This window comes from Formivibrio citricus (assembly GCF_900115065.1).
In the GTDB taxonomy this organism is placed as follows: Bacteria; Pseudomonadota; Gammaproteobacteria; order Burkholderiales; family Chitinibacteraceae; genus Formivibrio; species Formivibrio citricus.
This window is the reverse complement of sequence record NZ_FOVE01000018.1, coordinates 1-19,586: the sequence shown is the minus strand read 5'-3', so window position 1 is coordinate 19,586 and position 19,586 is coordinate 1. Positions and strand designations below refer to the sequence as shown.

Annotated in this window: 15 protein-coding genes and 1 tRNA gene; 14 read left to right on the top strand and 2 right to left on the bottom strand. The window is 61.1% G+C overall.

Features of this window, described 5'->3' with window-relative positions; all coding sequences use genetic code 11:
* The first annotated feature begins 212 nt into the window (after positions 1 to 212).
* From BMZ36_RS11540 to BMZ36_RS11510, 7 genes are read left to right on the top strand one after another with little or no spacing between them, the layout of a single operon-like run.
* Positions 213 to 1,487, top strand: a complete 1,275-nt coding sequence (locus BMZ36_RS11540) for a hydroxymethylglutaryl-CoA reductase (RefSeq protein WP_091196550.1) — start codon at positions 213 to 215, stop codon at positions 1,485 to 1,487.
* Positions 1,484 to 2,413, top strand: coding sequence for a UbiA family prenyltransferase (locus tag BMZ36_RS11535; protein WP_091196546.1), 930 nt, complete (start codon positions 1,484 to 1,486; stop codon positions 2,411 to 2,413). The genes BMZ36_RS11540 and BMZ36_RS11535 overlap by 4 nt, the downstream gene beginning before the upstream one ends.
* A gap of 32 nt (positions 2,414 to 2,445) precedes the next feature.
* A complete protein-coding gene (locus BMZ36_RS11530; protein ID WP_218142719.1) occupies positions 2,446 to 5,103 on the top strand; it encodes a PEP/pyruvate-binding domain-containing protein in 2,658 nt (885 codons plus the stop codon).
* Entirely contained in the window at positions 5,100 to 6,203 is a 1,104-nt protein-coding gene (locus BMZ36_RS11525) for a BtaA family protein (RefSeq protein ID WP_091196543.1), read from the top strand. The genes BMZ36_RS11530 and BMZ36_RS11525 overlap by 4 nt, the downstream gene beginning before the upstream one ends.
* The gene (locus tag BMZ36_RS11520; RefSeq protein WP_143086045.1) at positions 6,200 to 7,561 is read left to right on the top strand and encodes a diacylglycerol/polyprenol kinase family protein; all 1,362 of its coding nucleotides are present in this window, start codon (positions 6,200 to 6,202) and stop codon (positions 7,559 to 7,561) included. The genes BMZ36_RS11525 and BMZ36_RS11520 overlap by 4 nt, the downstream gene beginning before the upstream one ends.
* A complete protein-coding gene (locus BMZ36_RS11515) occupies positions 7,558 to 8,541 on the top strand; it encodes a GNAT family N-acetyltransferase (protein ID WP_091196536.1) in 984 nt (327 codons plus the stop codon). Before BMZ36_RS11520 ends, BMZ36_RS11515 begins: the two co-directional genes overlap by 4 nt.
* Positions 8,538 to 10,115 carry an AMP-binding protein gene (locus tag BMZ36_RS11510; protein WP_091196530.1) on the top strand — a complete coding sequence of 526 codons (1,578 nt, stop codon included), beginning with the start codon at positions 8,538 to 8,540 and terminating at the stop codon, positions 10,113 to 10,115. Before BMZ36_RS11515 ends, BMZ36_RS11510 begins: the two co-directional genes overlap by 4 nt.
* Positions 10,116 to 10,187: 72 nt before the next feature.
* On the opposite strand, the gene BMZ36_RS11505 is transcribed toward BMZ36_RS11510, so the two are convergent.
* Together BMZ36_RS11505 and ispB are read right to left on the bottom strand one after the other, a co-directional pair.
* A tRNA-Pro gene (locus tag BMZ36_RS11505) sits at positions 10,188 to 10,264 on the bottom strand.
* 47 nt (positions 10,265 to 10,311) lie between these two features.
* Positions 10,312 to 11,301: an octaprenyl diphosphate synthase gene (gene ispB, locus BMZ36_RS11500; protein ID WP_091196527.1), complete on the bottom strand. Its 990-nt coding sequence runs from the start codon at positions 11,299 to 11,301 to the stop codon at positions 10,312 to 10,314.
* Positions 11,302 to 11,505: 204 nt separating this feature from the next.
* Between ispB and rplU the strand changes: the two genes are divergently transcribed.
* From rplU to BMZ36_RS11465, 7 genes are all read left to right on the top strand, one after another.
* Positions 11,506 to 11,817: a 50S ribosomal protein L21 gene (rplU, locus tag BMZ36_RS11495; RefSeq protein WP_091196524.1), complete on the top strand. Its 312-nt coding sequence runs from the start codon at positions 11,506 to 11,508 to the stop codon at positions 11,815 to 11,817.
* Positions 11,818 to 11,835: 18 nt separating this feature from the next.
* Positions 11,836 to 12,117: a 50S ribosomal protein L27 gene (gene rpmA / locus BMZ36_RS11490; RefSeq protein WP_091196520.1), complete on the top strand. Its 282-nt coding sequence runs from the start codon at positions 11,836 to 11,838 to the stop codon at positions 12,115 to 12,117.
* A gap of 199 nt (positions 12,118 to 12,316) precedes the next feature.
* A complete protein-coding gene (gene obgE, locus BMZ36_RS11485) occupies positions 12,317 to 13,480 on the top strand; it encodes a GTPase ObgE (RefSeq protein ID WP_091196515.1) in 1,164 nt (387 codons plus the stop codon).
* A 74-nt stretch (positions 13,481 to 13,554) separates the two neighbouring features.
* Positions 13,555 to 14,808: a hypothetical protein gene (locus BMZ36_RS11480; protein ID WP_091196511.1), complete on the top strand. Its 1,254-nt coding sequence runs from the start codon at positions 13,555 to 13,557 to the stop codon at positions 14,806 to 14,808.
* Positions 14,809 to 14,822: 14 nt separating this feature from the next.
* Positions 14,823 to 15,485, top strand: a complete 663-nt coding sequence (locus tag BMZ36_RS11475) for a hypothetical protein (RefSeq protein ID WP_091196506.1) — start codon at positions 14,823 to 14,825, stop codon at positions 15,483 to 15,485.
* 66 nt (positions 15,486 to 15,551) lie between these two features.
* Complete coding sequence (locus BMZ36_RS11470) at positions 15,552 to 18,383, top strand: AAA family ATPase (protein ID WP_091196503.1); 2,832 nt, start codon at positions 15,552 to 15,554, stop codon at positions 18,381 to 18,383.
* On the top strand, positions 18,380 to 19,558 hold the full coding sequence (locus BMZ36_RS11465; RefSeq protein ID WP_091196500.1) for a THUMP domain-containing class I SAM-dependent RNA methyltransferase: 1,179 nt from the start codon (positions 18,380 to 18,382) through the stop codon (positions 19,556 to 19,558). Before BMZ36_RS11470 ends, BMZ36_RS11465 begins: the two co-directional genes overlap by 4 nt.
* Positions 19,559 to 19,586: the final 28 nt, after the last annotated feature.

Below are 19,586 nucleotides of genomic sequence, written 5' to 3'. Positions count from 1 at the left end.
CTCATGCGCTGCTCAAAATCCTCATGTACTGCTTGTACACTCCGGTTTTTGCGCAGCGCTTCACCCCGCTGACGGCTTCTCGCAACAGAGCGAGAACTGGTTCCAAGGCACCTGCCCAGGTTGCCAAACGGTCGGCATGATCTAGCCTGAAAGGACGGGTTAACCCCCGAGATTGGGAGCCTAAACCCAATCAATCCGGAAAGGGAGTCGCCATGACCGTTGGCAGCCGTCACGCTTCCGAGCGGTTTGCCGCCCTGCTGACAGAAGGCGGGATGGAGAAATGGGCGCAACGCCTGAAGCCCAAGCCTGACGGCCTGCCACCCCACATCCCCGGCGGAACCCTCATTTCCCAAGAAGTACTGGAGCGCCGCTGGCAAGTGCTTGGCCTGCCGGAGGCTACGTGCGCCGAACTGCTCGATTCGCACACCAGGCAGCAGATCGGGCGCTATCTCCAGCACATCGAAAATTTCATCGGTACCGTCAAACTGCCGGTGGGCATTGCCGGCCCGCTGCGCGTCAATGGCCTGTATGCGCAGGGCGATTTTTACGTGCCGCTGGCAACGAGCGAGGCGGCATTGGTCGCCTCCTACAATCGCGGCTCGATACTGATTTCCAGGGCTGGCGGTGCTACGGCAGCCTTGCTCAACGAAGGCGTTTCGCGCGCCCCCGCATTCACGTTCACCAGCTTTGAAGAACTGGGGCAATTTCTGGGCTGGGTGCTTTCCCGTCAGGATGACATCAAGCGCATCGCAGAAAGCACCACCCGTTTCGGCAAATTGATCGACTTGCAGGTCAGTGTCGAAGGCAATCACCTCTACCTTATCCTGAGCTATTCCACCGGCGATGCTTCCGGGCAAAACATGGCCACCATCGCGACGGATGCGGCCATGCGCTGGGTGCTGGAACAGGCACCGGTCAAACCTCTCTCGGCCTTTATCGAGGCCAACTTCTCAGGTGACAAAAAAGCGAGCGCCCAATCGCTGCAAGGGGTGCGCGGCAAGAAAGTCACGGCCGAAGTGGTTTTGCCGGCCGAACTGGTGCGCGAGGGCTTGCACACCTCGGTCGAGCGCATGGTCGAGTACGGGCGGCTTGCCACAATGGGCGGGATCATGTCGGGAACTGTGGGTATTCAGGGGCACTTTGCCAATGGTCTGGCGGGGCTGTTCATCGCCTGCGGCCAGGATGCGGCCTGCGTGGCAGAGGCCGCGATTGGCACGACCCGGATGGAAGCGACCCCGGAAGGGGCCCTGTATGTGGCGGTCACGCTGCCGAACCTGATCGTCGGTAGCGTGGGGGGCGGCACCAGCCTGCCCAGCCAGCGGGCCTGTCTGGAAATACTCGGTTTGGCGGGGCCAAGTCATGCCCAGGCGCTGGCAGAAGTCGCCGCGAGTTTGTGTCTGGCAGGCGAGATCTCGATCATCGGCGCTATCTGTGCCGGTGAATTCACGCGCGCCCATGCCAAGCTTGCCCGGGGCAAGCAGCCATGAAGCCTGCCACGACACCCGCCAATCCGGATGGTTTTTTCTGGCGCTGGCACACGTATTTCTCCGAGCGTTTTCCGCCGCTGCAGCATGGCCTCTTGATCGCAGCCTTTTGTTTCGGAGTCTTGAGCTATGCCGCTAGGGTGGCGATGCCTGCCCAAAAGCCGGGCGCAATGGTTTTTGTCGTCGCCTTCGTTACCGCCTTTCTGATGATCTTGCAGTTGCGCATTCTCGACGAATTCAAGGATTTCGAAGAAGACGCCCGCTGGCGCCCCTACCGCCCCGTTCCGCGCGGGCTGATCTCGCTGGCTTCGTTGCGCCGCCTGTGGTTCATGGCGGCTGCCGTACAGGTGGGCGTAGCCCTGCTGCTGGATGCGCGCTTGTTGGCGGGGTTGCTGGCCGTTTGGCTTTATTCCGGGCTGATGGGGGTGGAATTTTTTATCCGCGACTGGCTCAAGGCCCATCCGCTGGTCTACATGCTGAGTCACATCCTCATCGTGCCGATGATTGCCACCTATGTTGCCGCTTGCCACTGGCTGCCTCAGGGGATGAAGATGCCAGATCTGGCCGGCCTGCTGGCCGCGAGCTATTTCGCGTTCTGTGTGATCGAGGTGGGGCGCAAGATCCGTGCGCCGGTTGACGAAGAAGAAGGCGTAGAAACCTACACGGCCCTCTGGGGCGCGCACCGGGCGCTGGCCGCATGGCTGGGCTTCATGATCACGGGCAGCGCGTTTGCCGTGCTCGCTGCTTTGCGCATCCAGTCGGCAACATTCGTCGCCACCTTGTTGGGAGCGGTGCTGCTGTTTGCCATGTTGGGCGCAGTCGCATTTTTGCGCAGTTCGGGGCAGGGGGGCGGCACACGTTTCAATCGCCTCTCCGGGCTGTGGACGCTGATCCTGTTTCTGGGCCTGGGCTTGGGGTCTTTCTACTGAAAGGGCGGTACGTGACAACCGGCAAAACATGTGTGCTGTGGCCTGTACAAGTGCAGGTCGATACCCCGCTCGGCGGCAAGGGGCGCGCACTGGCCGAGCTGATGCGGGCCGGGTTGCCGATTCCGGACTGGTTCGCAGTATTGCCGCACAGCTTCAAATCCTGCCTCTCTGTCGAACAGGCCGAAACCCTGGCGAGCGTCCCCACTGCAGAAACAATGCGGACGGTTTTGGCTGCATTCACATTTTCGGACGAAGTACGCGATGCGATCGATCAGGCATGCGCCCTGCTGGGGGGCGCGAATGCCCGGTTCGCGGTACGTTCCTCCGCGCAGGAAGAAGACAGCGCGGCGCATTCCTTTGCAGGACAACTGGAAAGCTTCATCAATGTTGACGCCGAATCCGTTGCCGAACAGGTTGTCGCCGTGTGGCGCTCGGGGTTCAGCGAGCGCATCGTTGCCTACCGCCGGCAAGCCGGATTGACGGCCTTGCCCGATGTGCCGGCCGTGCTGGTGCAGCGCATGGTGACGGGAGAGGTTTCCGGCGTGGCGTTCAGTGCCGACCCGGTCAGCGGCCGACGCGGTGTGGTCGTGGTCGGGGCCCTGCCAGGCTTGGGCAATGCGCTGGTTTCCGGTGAGGCCACGGGCGACACGTGGCGGGTAGGCGCTGGCGATACCATTATTGAGCGCGCAATCGCAGCCAAGGACATCATCCAGCAAGCCGATGCAAGCGATCCGGCCGGCTTCCGCCGCGTGTCGTTACCTGCCAGCCAGGCGCGCGAGCCTTGTCTTGAGGATGCGGGGATCTTGCAGGTCGCCCGCCTCGCCATGGCTGCCGAACGCCACTTCGGCCGGCCACAGGATATCGAGTGGACCATGGACGGCGAACGGCTATACCTGCTGCAGAGCCGGCCGATTACCGGGCTGGAGCAGCTTCCCGATCCGGACGGCCGACGCGCGATCTGGGACAACTCGAACATCATCGAGAGTTATAGCGGCATGACCACGCCGCTGACCTTTTCTTTTGCTCGCCGCGCTTACGAATACGTCTACCGTGAATTCTGTCGCCTGATGGGGGTGCCGCAATCCCGGATCGAGGAACGCAGCGACATGTTCGGTTGCATGCTGGGGCTGATCCGCGGGCGGGTGTACTACAACCTGTTCAACTGGTACCGCCTGGTCGCCATCCTGCCCGGTTACCGCTTCAATCGCCGTTTCATGGAACAGATGATGGGCGTGCGCGAAAGTCTGGGCGATGAATTGGCTGCCGAGGTAGCCAAGGCCGAGCAGGGTAACCGCCTGGTCGATGCCTTGCGCTTGGCCGGGGCTTTATTGAACTTGCTGTTGGCCTATGCCGGGCTCGGGGGTCGCATCCAGCGGTTTTATCTGCGACTGGAGTCGGCGCTGGGTCATGAGCGGCCCGATCTCTCGCGCCTGCGCCCGGACGAGCTGGTCGCCTATTGCCGGCGTCTGGAGCAGCAACTTCTGACGCACTGGGACGCCCCGATCATCAACGACTTTGCCACGATGATTTTTTACGGCGTGTTGCGTCGTCTGGTCAGCAGCTGGGTGGGCGATACGACTGGCACATTGCAGAACAACCTGCTCTGCGCAGATCAGGCCATGATCAGCGCCGAGCCCGCGCGGCTGGTTCGGCGCATGGCGGAAATGGCTGCAACAGAGCCTGGACTGGTCGAAACCCTGAGCGAGGCTAGTGGTGCTTTGCCTTCAGTGGTCGCGAAATACCCGGAATTCGCGCGTGAATTGGATGGTTACCTGGCGCGCTTTGGCGAGCGCTGCATGGAAGAACTCAAGCTTGAAAGCCCGACCCTGCATGACGATCCCTCGCCGCTGCTGCGCTCAATTGGCCAGTATGCTCTCGGCATTCAGGCGGGGCGGCCGACAGCCGCGCCAGACGTCGAAACAGGCTTGCGCCAACAGGCCGAAGCGCAGGTCAATGCCGCCTTGGCCGGACATCCGTTGCGCCGTCTGGTTTTCAATTGGGTGCTTGCCCATACCCGCTTGCGGGTGCGAACACGGGAAAACCTGCGTTTCGAGCGCACGCGGGTATTCGGCCGGGCGCGCATGATTACCGTGGAGCTCGGCAAGCGGTTGGCTGCGCTTGGCTGTCTCGCGCAAGCCCGGGATGTGTTCTACCTGGAATGGGACGAATTGCTCGGCTTTGTCGAAGGGCGCGCCACCACCGCCGATCTGGCCGGATTGGTGGCCGTGCGGCAGCGCGAATTCGATGCCCATGCGCAAGCGGCCGCCCCGTCCGAGCGCTTCGAAACCCGCGGCATTCTCTATCGTGGTCACAGCTTCAGTCCGGAACAGCAGGCGGCCGTCTTGCCGGAAGGTGATCGTTGCAGCGGAACCGGTTGCTGTCCGGGGATCGTGCGCGGCCCGGTGCGCGTGATTCGCGATCCGCGCCAGTCCACGGTCAAGCTTGGCGAGATCATCGTTGCCGAACGAACCGATCCGGGCTGGGTGATGGTCTTCCCCTCCGCGTCCGGCCTGCTCGTGGAGCGGGGCAGCCTGCTTTCCCATTCCGCCATTGTCGCCCGCGAGCTCGGGCTGCCTACCATTGTTGCCATTCCCGGCGTGACCCGCTGGTTGCGGGATGGCGACTGGGTCGAGATGGATGGCAGCCGGGGTACGGTGGTGCGCATTCCCGCTCCGGAGGGTGGGCCATGAGTACGGTGCGCAGCGAAACCGAAAGAGTGGACTTGTCCATCATCCGCTACGCGATGTGCTGGGAAGATGCGGATGTGTTGCTGGCCGCGCTCGACGTGCAACCGGGTGATGTCTGTCTGTCGATTGCCTCGGGTGGTGAAAACAGCCTGTCGCTGCTCACGTGCCGGCCTGCGCGGGTCGTTGCGGTTGATCTTTCCCCGGCACAGATTGCCTGCGTGGAGCTCAAGTGCGCTGCGTTTCGCCAGCTCGATCATCCGGAGTTACTGGAATTGATTGGCGCGCTCCCAAGCGAGCGCCGTCTGCGGCTCTATCAGGCCCTGCGCCCGCAGCTCGGGCCGCAAACTTGCGAGTTCTGGGATCGGCGTCCAGCCGTTATCGCAGCGGGGATCGGCTCGGCGGGCAAGTTCGAACGCTATTTCGCCCTGTTTCGTCGCTACGTGCTGCCGTTGATCCACAGCCCCAGCGAAATCGCCGCCCTGTTTCAGCCCAGGAGCCAAGCCGCGCGGGAGCAGTTTTATCGCGACGTGTGGGCCAACCGGCGGTGGCGCTGGCTGTTGCGCGTCTTTCTCTCCCGCCCGGTCATGGGCCGGCTGGGGCGGGATCCGGAATTTTTCCGCTACGCGCAGGGCGATCTCGCCGGGGAAACGATGGAGCGGATCAGGCATGCCCTGACCGACCTCGACCCGGTGCAGAATCCCTACTTTCAATGGGTCGTGTTCGGCCGCTACACCGATGCGCTGCCGCATGCCTTGCGACCGGAGAATTTCGAACTGATCCGCAGCCAGCTCGACAAACTGGAATGGCGCGTGGCCTCGCTGGAATCCACGGTTGCCGAGCTAGGAGAAGCCAGCATCGATCGCTTCAATCTCTCGGACATTTTCGAATACTTGTCTTCGTCTGCAACTGAAGCCGCTTTCGCACAAATCGCACGCGCCGGGCGAAGCGGAGGGCGTCTGGCCTACTGGAACATGATGGTGCCGCGCACCGCGCCGGAATGCCTGCGCCAGCGGTTTCGTCCGCTTGACGGCCTTGCCGCGGAATTGCTCGCGCAAAACCGGGCTGCGTTCTATCGCACACTGCATGTCGAGGCCTTGTCATGACGGCCGTTAACCTTGATCCATGGTTTGCGATTCCCGCCATGCTGGCCGGCGTCCTGTTGATGTTCGCTGCCTTGCGTACCTGGCAGGTGCGGTTCAATCCGCATCCGGAACTGGTTCGCAAGATGTTTCACCTGGGTGGAGGCTTGCTTGCCCTTCCGCTTCCCTGGCTGTTTTCCGATCTGGTTCCGGTCATGATTCTGGGAGGCGCCAATATTGTTTTGTTCTCCCTGTTGCGGACCGTGCCCATTCTGAGGGACGGCCCCGGGCAGGTGCTGGCCGCGGTGCAGCGCAATACGGTCGGTGAATTCTGCTTCATCCTGAGTTTGTTGCTGCTGTTCTTTCTGGCCCGCCATACCCCCTTGCTCTACGGCGTGCCGTTGCTGGTTCTGGCGGTTGCCGATGCCTTTGCCGCGTTGATTGGCAAGGAATATGGCAAGTTGTTCTACAGCGTGAGCGGGGGGCGCAAGAGCATAGAGGGCTCGCTGGCGTTTTTTGTGGCAGCCTTTTTCTGCGTGCATGTGCCGGTGCTGCTGTTTACCGATACGCCTCGCCTGGCGTGCCTGCTGATCGGCGTCAATATCGGGCTCATGGTCATGATGGCCGAAGCGGCGGCTTGGTGGGGGCTGGATAACCTGATCATCCCGTTGTTCAGCTACGTTCTGCTGCGTTCGTTCCGGAATCTGGATGCGCCGGAGTTGCTCCTGCATCTGGGGTTTCTGATCGGTTTGTCGCTGTTCATCCGCTTCTGGCGCAAACGAACTACCTTGGCCGACGACGGCCTGTTCGGCGTTTCCCTGTGGGGCTATGTCGCCTGGGCCATTGCCGGGTGGCAATGGGTGGTGCCCGCGCTCATCCTGATCACCGTCTATACCAGCGTCACGCGCTATACGCCGGTGAATCTCGTGCGGCGCTTGAATTTTCCGGTAGCGCTGGCGAATCTGTTTGGCAGCATCATCTGGCTGCTGCTGTTCTGGCATTACCAGAACCCCATGATTTTCGCCGCCTATGCCGCCATTTACGGCTCGGATTTGGCCATCATTGCGCTGGTGCGCCAGCGCAATGCGCGGCCGCAATCCCCGATGCAGGCCAGCATGGCCTGGAGTTGCCTCAAGGGCGCTTTGCTTCTGGTGCCGTCCATTTTGCTGTTTCAGGGGGTGACCTTGGCGGCATTGGGCAGCCTTGCTGCTGCGACGCTGGCGGTGGTGGCTTCCACGATCCTGTTCGCGCTTCTTCAGCCGAATATTGAGCTGTATCCGGTGGACGGTGTCCGCTGGCTGCGTCAGGCCCTCATCACCACACTGTGTTCATTGCTGGCTTTTGCGCCGGCCCTCATCCCGATAACAGGAGGGGCATCATGATGGCTATTTTTTCTCCTGAGCAGGCCGATCTCGAACTGTTTTGCAGTCTGAAGGGGCTGTCGGAACTGACTCCTGCCAGCGTGCGGCTGCATGCGCCGGACCGCCTGTTGATGTGCCAGGAACAAGGCGGATTGCGAGCGCGAGCCTCGGTATGGTGGTGCCAAGTGCCCGAACACGGTTCCGAGCGCTTGGGGCTGGTCGGGCATTATGCCGCGCAAGACAGTATTGCCGGATCGGCGCTTCTGGAAGAAGCCTGCCGCGTGCTGGCGGAATGCGGTTGCAGCCTTGCTGTCGGCCCCATGGATGGCAGCACTTGGCGCCGCTATCGGCTGCTGACTGAGCGTGGCGATGAGCCGCCTTTCCTGCTTGAGCCGGATAACCCGGATGACTGGCCGCAGTATTTCGAGTCCGCAGGTTTTCAGCCGCTGGCCCATTATTACTCCTCGATCAGCGAAGACAACGCCCGTTGCCAGGATTGCAGCGCCTTGCAGATGCGGCTTGAGCAGGAAGGGTATGTTTTCCGCGCATTTGCAAATGGCGAAATCGATGCTGAACTGGATCGGCTTTGGCAGCTTTCCTGTGAAAGCTTCAAGGACAATTTTCTTTACAGCCCGATTGGCAAAGCGGAATTTCTGGGAATGTATGCCCCGCTTTTATCCCGGATCCGCCCGGAATTGATCCAGATCGCCGAATGGCAAGGCACACCGGTGGGCTTCTGCATGGCGCTGCCCAATCTGTTGCAGGCGCAACGTGGCCAGCCCGTGGATACGGTCATCATCAAAAGCCTGGCGACGCTGGAGGCGCATCGTGGCAAGGGCTTGGCCGCGGTGATGCTGGCGCGGATCAATCGCATCGCGCAGAGCCAGGGTATGCGGCGCACCATCCATGCCCTGATGCATGAGGACAACCCGTCGCGCCAGATCAATCGTGGCCTGATGCGCGATTTTCGCCGCTATGCGCTGTATGCGAGGCACCTGTGAATCTTGTCTCGCTGCTCGATGAGGCCGCCCAACGCACTCCCGACGCAGCCGCGATCATCGACGGACGTTTGGGCGCTGAACACATCACCTCGTTTGCCGATTTGTGCGGCCACTCCGCGCAAATCGCCACCTTGTTTGCCCAAGCCGGGATCGGGCGTGGCGATGGTGTCGTGATTCTCATCCCCATGTCGGCAGAATTGTATGCCGTTATCGCTGCCGCGCTCCGGTTGGGAGCCGTTCCGGTTTTTATTGATCCGGAACAGGCGGCCGCGCAACTCGAACGTTGCCGCGGGGTATTGCCGCTGAAAGCATTGGTGGGCACCCCAAAAGCCTGCCTGTTCCGCTGGCTGCAGCCAACGCTGCGCACCATCAAGACCGTGTTTGTCGCGCAGGGCTGGTTTCCTGGAGCGATTTCTCTTGAGCATGCCGGCAGTTTGCCGCCCATCGCCCACGCCGAGAGCGGGCTGGAAGATGAACCGGCGATGCTCACGTTCACCAGCGGCAGCACCGGCGCCCCCAAGGGGCTGTTGCGCAGCCACCGCCTGCTGCTGGAAACCCAGCAAATCCTGATCCGCCATTTGGCGCTGCGCCCCGGCAACATCAATCTGGCGACCATGCCCGCGTTGGTCATGGCCAACCTGGCTCATGGCGTCACCAGCCTGATCCCGGAAGGCGACCTGCGCCATCCGGCCGCGCTGGACCCGGCGCACATTGCCTCCGTCATCCGCCACTGGAAGGCGGAAAGCCTGCTGGCTTCGCCGGCATTGGTCGAAAGACTGGCCGAGCATTGCTTGTCTGGCCACCAGACACTGGATTCCTTGCAGGTCATCTTCATGGGTGGTGCGCCAGTATTCCTGCCTGTCATGCAGAAAGCGGCGCAAATTGCCCCGCAGGCCCGCGTGGCCGCGCTCTATGGCTCGACCGAGGCAGAACCCATTGCGTTGATCCATCTCGACGAAATTTGCGAAACAGACCGTCGAGCGATTGCCCAAGGCGCAGGACTGCCAGCCGGCCAGCCACTTCAGGAGATTGGACTGGCGATCCTGCAAGACAGGTGGGGACAACCGTTGGGGCCGTTTTCCGAAACAGACATGGCCACACTTGTTTTGCCCGCGGGGAAGATCGGCGAAGTTGTCGTGAGCGGCCCACACGTTTCGCAAGGCTATCTGGGGGGGCTGGGCGATATGGAAACCAAATTCCGGATCGGGAACAAGATTTGGCACCGCACCGGTGATTCCGGCTGGCTCGACGAGGCCGGGCGCTTGTGGCTGACGGGGCGTTGTAGTGCCCGCCTCGGTGAGGGCGAACAGACCCTCTATCCGCTCAGTGTCGAGGCGGCATTGGCCAATGATCCCGATATCGCCCGCGCGGCATTCGTCAGCCATCGAGGCAAACGGCTTTTGGTGCTGGAGCTGAAGCAGGGGGTGGAGCCGGGGCCGTTGGAGAAAACCCTGTCATGGGCCGGCATTGACCGGATTGTGATCCTGTCACGTATTCCGGTAGACCGGCGCCACAATGCCAAAACGGATTATCCCGCGCTCCGGCGTGAACTCGACCTTCTGGCGGGGCCGTAAAGCGGAGAATCAAGGTTGTCCCGGACGGAAATGAAAAAAGCCAAGAGCAACGCTCTTGGCTTTTCGTAATCCTGGTCGGGGTGAGAGGATTCGAACCTCCGGCCTCTACGTCCCGAACGTAGCGCTCTACCAGGCTAAGCTACACCCCGTCGAAGTGAAGCGCGGATTATCCACACTGTTGTATGGCCTGTCAAGTCTAACCGGTGCGCTTGATTGCCAGTTCTGGCAAGGCGCGCAGCGCTTGGCTGAACGGGGAGTCGGGCAGGCTCTCCAGGCTGCGGATGGCCAGCGCCGCCTCGCCGCGGGCAACCCCTCGCGCGTAGTCCAAGGCCCCCGATTGGCCGACAGCAGCAAGAACCTGAGGCAGAAGCGAGCGGTCGGCCTGCTCCAGTGCGGCGCGAACCACGGCGGCCTGTTCCGGCGTTCCTTCGCGCATGACGTGAATCAGCGGCAGGGTGGCTTTGCCTTCCGCCAGGTCGTCGCCGACGTTTTTTCCTGTTTCGTCGATGTTGCCGTTGTAGTCGAGAACATCGTCGATGATCTGGAAGGCAGCGCCAAGGTGCAAGCCGTAATTGGCCAGGCCGGTTTCCGTTTCCTGTGGCGCATCGCACAGGATGGCGCCCAGGCGGGCAGCGGCTTCGAACAGCTTGGCGGTTTTGTAGCGGATGACCTTGAGGTAGCCCGCTTCATCGATGTCGGTATTGCCGATGTTCATCAGCTGCAGGACTTCGCCCTCGGCGATGACGTTGGTGGCGTCGGCCAGCGCCTGCATGACGCGCATCGAGTTGCAGGCGGCCATCATCTGGAAGGCGCGGCTGTAGAGGAAGTCGCCGACCAGCACGCTTGCGGCGTTGCCGAACAGGGCGTTGGCAGTTTTGCGGCCGCGGCGCAATTCCGATTCGTCGACGACGTCGTCGTGCAGCAGTGTGGCGGTATGGATGAATTCGATCACGGCTGCCAGCTCACGGTGCTGGTTGCCGCGGTAGCCCAGCGCGAGAGCGGAAAGCAGGACCACTTGCGGGCGCAGGCGTTTGCCGCCGGCGCTGATGATGTACTCGGCGATCTGATCGACCAGCGGTACGGTGGAGTGCAGGCTGCTGCGGATCAGGCCGTCCACAGCCTGCATTTCTGTTGCGAGAAGCGTTCTGACAAACTCGGCCGACACGGGTTTTTGCCCCAGATTCATTATTCAGTTAACCATCCGATGTTGCGGCATATTAGCAGAAAATCTCATTCCGTCGCCCGGATGGCGGGCGTTGACGGATAAGTGCTTGACTCGACTGGGTGTTGGGCGTAGCATCGCGGGCTCTCCGCATTTTTTGCGGGGTTTGAGCGTTTGCGCTGCGTGCGCAGGCGCATCGGGTGACTCTGAATTTAATTGGAGCTTGTTATGTATGCAGTCGTAAAAACCGGTGGCAAGCAGTACAAAGTTGTCGTCGGCGAAAAACTTAAAGTAGAACAGATTACTGCAGACGTCGACAGCCAGATCGTACTGAATGAAGTATTGATGGTGGCAGATGGTGACGCTGTGGCAATTGGTGCCCCTTTGGTGGCTGGCGCCTCCATCAAGGCAACCGTGGTTTCCCACGGTCGTGGCGAAAAGGTTCGCATCTTCAAGATGCGTCGTCGCAAGCACTATCAAAAGCGTCAAGGCCATCGCCAGAACTACACCGAAATCCGTATTGACGAAATCGTCAAGTAATCACGAGGAGCTTTTGACATGGCACACAAAAAAGCTGGTGGTAGTTCCCGTAACGGTCGCGACTCCCACTCGAAACGTCTTGGTATCAAGGTTTACGGCGGCGAACTGATCAACGCCGGTTCCATCATCGTGCGTCAGCGCGGCACCGAATTCCATCCGGGCAACAACGTCGGCATGGGCAAGGACCACACCCTGTTCGCGCTGGTCGATGGCTACGTGCAATACACAGTGAAGGGCGCGCAAAAGCGTCGTACCGTGGTGGTTCTGCCGTACGAAGGCGAAGTGATCGTTCCGGCGTAAGCTGAGCGAAGCTTTGTTCAAGCCCTGTCCTTGCGGATGGGGCTTTTTTTCTTGTTGAATTCAAATCAAAGAAGTTCACAAAGAAAAACCAAAGAGCATATTTCGGGAAGATATTCCTGGAATCGGGAATACTGTCGGAATCTTCCGTTTTTCTTTGTGTCCTTGGTGTTCTTCGTGGTGAAAAAAGGTCTTAACGCTCATGAAATTTATCGACGAAGCCCGGATTGAAGTGATCGCCGGCAAGGGCGGCAACGGCTCGGCCAGCATGCGCCGGGAAAAATATATCCCCAAAGGCGGGCCGGATGGCGGCGACGGCGGCCGGGGCGGCAGCGTCTGGGTGGTGGCCGACCAGAATGTGAACACGCTGGTCGAATACCGTTTCGTGCGCAAATACAAGGCGCAGGATGGCGAAGGCGGCCAGGGGCGTGATCGTTACGGACACGGCGGTGACGATATCGAGCTGCGCATGCCGGTCGGCACGGTGCTGGTCGATGCCGAAACCGAAGAAATCGTCGCCGATCTGGTGGCCGACGGCCAGCGCGAGCTTGTGGCCAAGGGCGGCAAGGGGGGCTTGGGCAACCTGCATTTCAAATCATCGGTCAACCGCGCGCCGCGCCAGACCACGCCGGGCGAAGAAGGCGAACGCCGCGAGCTGCGGCTCGAACTCAAGGTGCTGGCCGATGTCGGTCTCTTGGGCATGCCCAATGCCGGCAAATCGACTTTCATCCGCGCCGTTTCGGCCGCAAAGCCAAAGGTCGCGGATTATCCGTTCACCACGCTGCATCCGAATCTTGGTGTGGTGCGCATCGATTCCAATCGCAGCTTCGTGATCGCCGATATTCCGGGCTTGATCGAAGGCGCCGCTGAAGGCGCGGGCTTGGGCCATCGCTTCCTCAAGCACTTGCAGCGTACCGGCATCCTGCTGCATCTGGTCGACCTCGCGCCGTTCGATCCGGAAACCGATCCGGTGCGTGAGGCGCGTGCCATCGTCGAAGAGCTGCGCAAGTACGACGAAGAGCTTTACAACAAACCGCGCTGGCTGGTGCTCAACAAACTCGACCTGATCCCCGAAGAAGAGCGCGCCGACCGCGTTGAAGCCTTCCTCAAAGCCTACGGCTGGGAAGGCGTGAAAGAACACGATCCGTATGCGCCGTTCGATCCGGCTGCGCCGCGCTGGTTCGCCATCGCCGGCCTGACCGGCGAGGGGTGCCAGAAGCTGACTTACGCAATCCAGGACTATCTGGATACGATGCGTGCCCGGCTGCGCGAAGAAGCCGAGCTGGCCAAGCAGGCGGCTGAGGCTGAATTGGCGCAGGCACGTGCCGAATTGCTTGACGACTCCGCCCCGGAGGCCGCTGACTAAGCAGTCAGTCCGGCTTTCCTGTGACATGCCAAGTCCTGCGATAATCCGGGCTTGGCTTTTTTCTTTTTGAACCGATGCAAAACGACTCGTTTCTTGACGATTTTTTCCGGCCCGGTTTCAACCCGCTTGAACTTGGCGGCGTAGCCAGTCTGCTGCGCGCCCGGCCGTTCCTCGACGCCTTTATCACGCTGTTCCGCGGCGGCGAGGACGAGGTACTGGTTCGCCTCCTGATCCTGCGGGAAATCGGCGCACGCGCCGAAGCGCCGCGCTGGTCGCCGCAGGAATTGCAGACACACTTTGCTTACATCAATCCGGTCAAGCTCGACACGGTATTGAAGCGCCTTCGCGACAATGGTTTGCTGGTTTGGGACAGCGACGAACAGCTCTACGATCTGGCCGAAAGCGGGCGCGTGGCGCTGGCCGCGCTCTCGACCCTGATCCAGTTCGCCGAGGGCGATGCCGAGCTTGGCTACCTGACCGCGCAGGTGGCTGCCGGACAGGCAATGGGGCGCGTTTCGGCCGAAACGCTGCAACACCTGTTGGCGCGGCTGAACGAACTGCACCGCACGTTCGAGGATGCTCTCGAATCGCAGTCCGAATTCCAGATTCGCGGTGCGCAGCAAAAGCTCGAAAGTGTCTGGCTGTGGGTGCAAAAAGGTACCGATGTCATGCGCATGATCCTGGAGGACGATTCGCTCGATCTGGTTACGCTGAATCAGGCACAAGCGATTGCCTATGCCCAGAGCCGGATGTTGCGCCTGACGGGCGTATTCCAGCGCCGTCTGTCCGAGCTGGCTGCGCAGCGCGTGCACCTCGGGCAGTCCGGGCTGACCTCCACCAATGTCGCTGACTGGTTGCGCGGGCTGACGCAGGAGGCCTTGTCCGATCTCGGCCGCGACCTGCTGAGCTTCCACCCCGAGCCGCTGTTCGTGACTTCTGATGAAATGCTCGATGTCGCCGAATTCGAGCTGGTCGAGCGCGACCGGCCAGAGCAGCATGCTTCGACCTTGCCGGCGAGCGATGCCGCGCCTGTGACGAGCGAACTTGAGGTCGAGCGCTTGCTTGAGGCCGAAGCGCTGCATGAAGAGCTTGCGCAACTCGTCGGCGAAACGGCGCTGACCGATGTGGTACTGGCCGATACCTATAACCAGACCGCCTACCGATTGTCGCTGCTGGCGCTGCTCGGCGATGCCGATGCGGCCACCGAAACCAGTGTCGTTGCCGATCTGGTGCGCTTGCCGCTGCGCCTGGAAACCGAGGATGCGCTCGATTATCCCGATCACCCGGAAGTCGCCGCGATCACCCGTGGCCGATTGCAAAAGAACTGAACGAAGAGGTTGGCATGAATCAATCCCAACAAATCCTGCTGGCGCGCCTGCTGGCGCATCGCTTTATCCCGCGCAGCGACCCGCTCGCCCGGCGCGCGCTGGTCGATGAATCGTTCCGTGAAACGCTCGAAACCAAGCTCGACGAAATGGGGCTGGTGCTGCTCGAGAACCCTTACGCCGAATACATTGCCATCGGCCTGCAGCCCGAGCTGAACGACTGGGTGTTCGGCGAAGGCGAGAACTGGCTGTCGAACAATATGGGCTTGCCGCGCGATGCCATCGCGTTGCTGGTCGTGCTGTGGGCGCTCATCATCCTGCCCAAGCGTGAACGCCAGATTGCGCGTTCGGAAACGGTCGGCGATTCGCAAGGCGACATGTTCGGCGCCGCCAAGCCGATCGCGCATGGCGAGGAAGTTGCGCCTGGCGTACCGGAGGATGCGGTTTACGCCGATTTCGGCAAGAAGCTGGGCGGCAAGATGCGCTTCGGTGCGAATCTGGGGCAGCTCGCCCGGCTTGGCTTTGTCGTGCGCAAAAACAAGATGATTCATGAGGGCCCGCTGCTGGATCTGATGCTCGACTACGGCAAACTCGCGCCGCGCATCATCGACGGCGCGTTGGCCGAAGTGTTGAAGCTGAATGTCGAGGTGGTGCAGGATGAGGAGGCCGACAATGAATAACTGTGGCCTTTCCGTTTTTACTCTGTGCCTCTGTGCCTCTGTGTCTCTGTGGTAAAGGGTTAGTGAATGTTCCAAATCCGTGAACTGGAAATGATCCACTGGGATTTCTGGCAGGCGATCAAGACGCCGCTTGATGCCCAGATCGTCACCATTGTCGGGCCGAACGGCTCGGGCAAAACCACGCTGCTTGACGCGTTGCGTACGCTGCTGGCACTCAAGTGTTCCGGCCGACGCGATTACAAGCGCTATGTGCGCAACAACCGCGAGAACTTCGCCTGGCTGCGCGGTGTGGTCAGCAACCCGAAGCGGCCGGGCGGCGGGCTGTTCCCTTACCTGTTCTTCCCGGCGACCACGCCGGAAATCACGCTGTTCTGCCGCATTCGCCGCCAGGGCGGCGATTGGATGCGCCAGTATGCGATTGCTGAAGGCAATGTGGCGCTGACCGAGGAAACCGAAAACGCCGTGCAGTGGCTTGGCGTGAACGAATACAAGCGCCGGCTGGAGCAGGCCGGGCTGACGCCGGCGATTGCCGAAGTGCTGGCGCTGGAGCAGGGCGATACCGACAAGCTGTGCGAATACAGTCCGAAAGCGCTGCTCGATCTGGTGTTTCAGGTCTTCGGCGACAAACAGGTGCTCGACAACTACGCCGAAGCCAAGCTTCGGCTGAAAGAAGCCGAAGGCGAACTGGAGCGCATGACCGCGCAGCTGTCGCAGCTCGGTCACGATGTCGAGGCATTGCGCGCACGCGCCAACCGCTATCTGGAATGGCAGGCGCTGAAGGCGGATACCGATCGGCTCGCGAACGAGATCGTTCCGGCACTGAAATACGTCGATCAGTGGGGCAGTCTCGCGGGCTATATCAACCAGTTTCGCGGCGCACGCAAATCGTTGCGCCTGAAACAGGATGAACTTGATGCGCTCGATGCGCGTTACCGCGCACAGGAAGCTGCCCAGCAGGCTGCGCGCCAGAACGAGGAACAGACGCGGATCGATTGCGACGCCGCTTATCGGCTGTTTGTCGATGCCAATCGTGCTGCGGGCGATACCGAGAAAACCCTCAAGGACGCCGAGCGCTTGCGCGAACTCGCTGCGAGCGAACACGGCGCCGATGCCGTGGCCTTGTCCGACCGCATGGGCGCGCTGCGCGGCAAGGAAACCGCGCTGCGCGAAGCCATCAAGGCCGACAAGGACGAGCGTCAGCAACTGGCCGAAGCGCAATTTGTACTGCAATCCGGCCAGCAACCCAACCCGGTTTTCGTCAGCCAGATGCGTGCCGCGCTCGACGAAGCCGGCATCCCGCATCAACTGTTGACCGAAATCGTAGAAGTACGTGATCCGGCTTGGCAGGAGGCGGTCGAAGCGCTGCTCGCGCCGTTCCGTCATATCGTTTTGCTGGCGCGCGTGACCGACAAGCGCCGTGCCTGGGAAATCGGCCAGCGCTTGAAATATCGCCACTTCATCGTTCCGGATCGTGAACCGGTGGAAAAGGCCGCAAAAGGAAGCGTACTGGAAGTTGTCGACTTCAAGGGCGATGCGCCGGGATGGCTGATTGCGCTGCTCAACCGCACGCAGCGGGTTAAGTCGATCGAAGCCGGGTCGAAACTCGATTCGGACTGGATTACGCCGGAAGGTTTCCACAAGGAGCGGCGCGGCGGGCGCGATATTTCGGTCAAGGCCGGAGACTTTGCGTTCGGCGAAGCCGCGCGCAAATCGCGCCTGAACGAGATTGCCCGTCGCTTGCGCGAGTTGAACTCGGATATCCTGGAGCGCGAGACCGAGCAGCAAAATCTGATGCGCGAAATCGCAGGCATCCAGCAGCAACTGATGGGCATGCAGGCGGTGGTGCAGCTTGCCTCGCGCCAGGAAGAATTCACCGCGGCCGCAGAACGTTTCCCGGAAGAGAAACGGCTGGCGCAGGAAACCGGCGCGGCACTGGCCGCGGCGCAAACCGCGCGCGACGAAGCCAGCCGCGCATACATGCAGGCGCGCGAAGCGTTCGTGCTGGTCGAAGCCGAACGCCGCCGCCTCGATCAGGAAGTCTCCGGGCTGATCGCACAGTTGACCGAGCAGCGCGCCGAGCAGAGTCGCCGCATCCGCGAACTGCGCGATATGAAGCGCAGCCTGCCTGCCGCGCAAGCCGATCCGGCCGGGTTGCGCGCGCTGCGCGAGCAATATGGTACGGTGCGAGAAGTGCAGCACATGATCGAGCGCCAGAGCGCGACGCTGGAGAGCGGTGATTGGGAAACCGACTCGACGATCATCCTGCGGCGCGACAAATTGATCGCCGATTACGCAGGGCTGGAGCGCGATGTGCAGAGTCACCGCATCGAGGTCGAGCGCACCGCCGAGCTGACCGATGATGCGCGCTCCGCCTACATCAACAAACTCAAGGCGACCGTGCGCGCCTACGGCAAGAACCTCAAGCATCTCGGGGAGCTTGCCGGCATCGGTGTCGAAACCGACATGCCGCATCTGGAAAACGACGACACGACGCTGGCGCAGGCTGGTTTGGTCGCGCGCTTCGACTTCGACCAGAAGGGCATGATGGGCATGAACGACGGCGAAGCCTCCGGCGGCCAGCAGGTCATGAAGTCGCTGATCCTGCTGATCGGATTGATGATGGATGAAAGCAATCCGTCCGGCTTCGTCTTCATCGACGAACCGTTCGCGCATCTGGACATTTTCAATATCGACCGTGTCGGCGCGTTCCTGAAAGCCACGCAGGCGCAGTACCTGATCACGACGCCGCTGACGCACAATACCAACGTCTACGCGCCGTCCGAACTGACGCTCACCACGCGCAAGAAGCGTCCCGGCGAAACCTGGGCGCCGTTGATCCTGCAAACCCGTCGGCGCTGCGATGCCCCGGCCCCACAACCCATAAGCGAGCCCGTATGAAACAACTCTTCCATTTCTTCGCCCCTTGCCCGCGCGGTTTGGAAAACGTGCTTGCGCAGGAACTGACCGAACTCAAGGCCGAGAATGTCCAGCCCACCGATGGGGGCGTCGGATTTTCTGGCGGCATGCGGACGATGATGCGCGCCAACCTGCATTCACGCATCGCTAGCCGTATCCTGTGGAAACTCGCAGAAAAACCGTACCGCAGCGAGGAAGACATCTATCGCTTGGCGCGCGATATCGAGTGGCCCGATCTCTTTGCGGTCGAGAACACCATCAAGGTCAATGTCACGGCGGTGAAGTCGCCGCTGCGCAGTCCGGAATTCGCCGGCCTCAAGACCAAGGACGGCATTTGCGACCGCTTCCGCCTGAAGACCGGGTCTCGCCCCAGTGTCGATACGCGCGAGCCGGATATGCGTATTCATCTGTTCCTGACGGATCGTATGGCGGCGATGTATCTGGATACATCGGGCGAAGCGCTGTTCAAGCGCGGTTACCGGCTGGATGCTGGCGAAGCGCCGCTGCGCGAAAACTTGGCCGCCGGTATTCTGGCGCTGACGGGCTGGCAACCGGGGCAGTCCTTGTATGACCCGATGTGTGGATCGGGCACTTTCCTGATCGAGGCTGCACTCAAGGCGCGCGGCATTGCACCGGGAATGCGCCGCTCGTTTGCTTTCCAGCAATTCCGCATGCACAACGCGGCGGAGTGGGACAAGCTGCGCACCGACGCGCGCGCGCAGGAAAACAAGGAGTGCTTCGCCATTCACGGCAGTGATGTATCGAGCACGGTGCTCAAGCATGCCGAAGCGAATCTGGAGGCGGCGGGAGTAATTGATACGGTATTGCTCAAGCAGCTAAACGTACTCGACGCCAAGCCAGTGGCGGAATCCGGCATCTGGCTGTGCAACCCGCCGTATGGCGTGCGTCTGGATGAAAAAGAAAAACTGGCTGCTTTCTATCCGCAATGGGGTGATGTGCTGAAGCAGCGTTTCGCAGGATGGCGTGCCTATTTCTTTACCGGCGATCTCGATCTGGCCAAAAAAATTGGCCTCAAAGCCAGTAAACGTACTGTTCTGTTCAATGGTGCGCTGGAATGCCGGCTGTTTGAATATGTGATGCAAGCAGGCAGTATGCGGGAGCGCGAAAAACCAGTTACTGATAATTCAAAGGCTTAGCGGGTTTGTTTCGAAAATATTGCAGGAA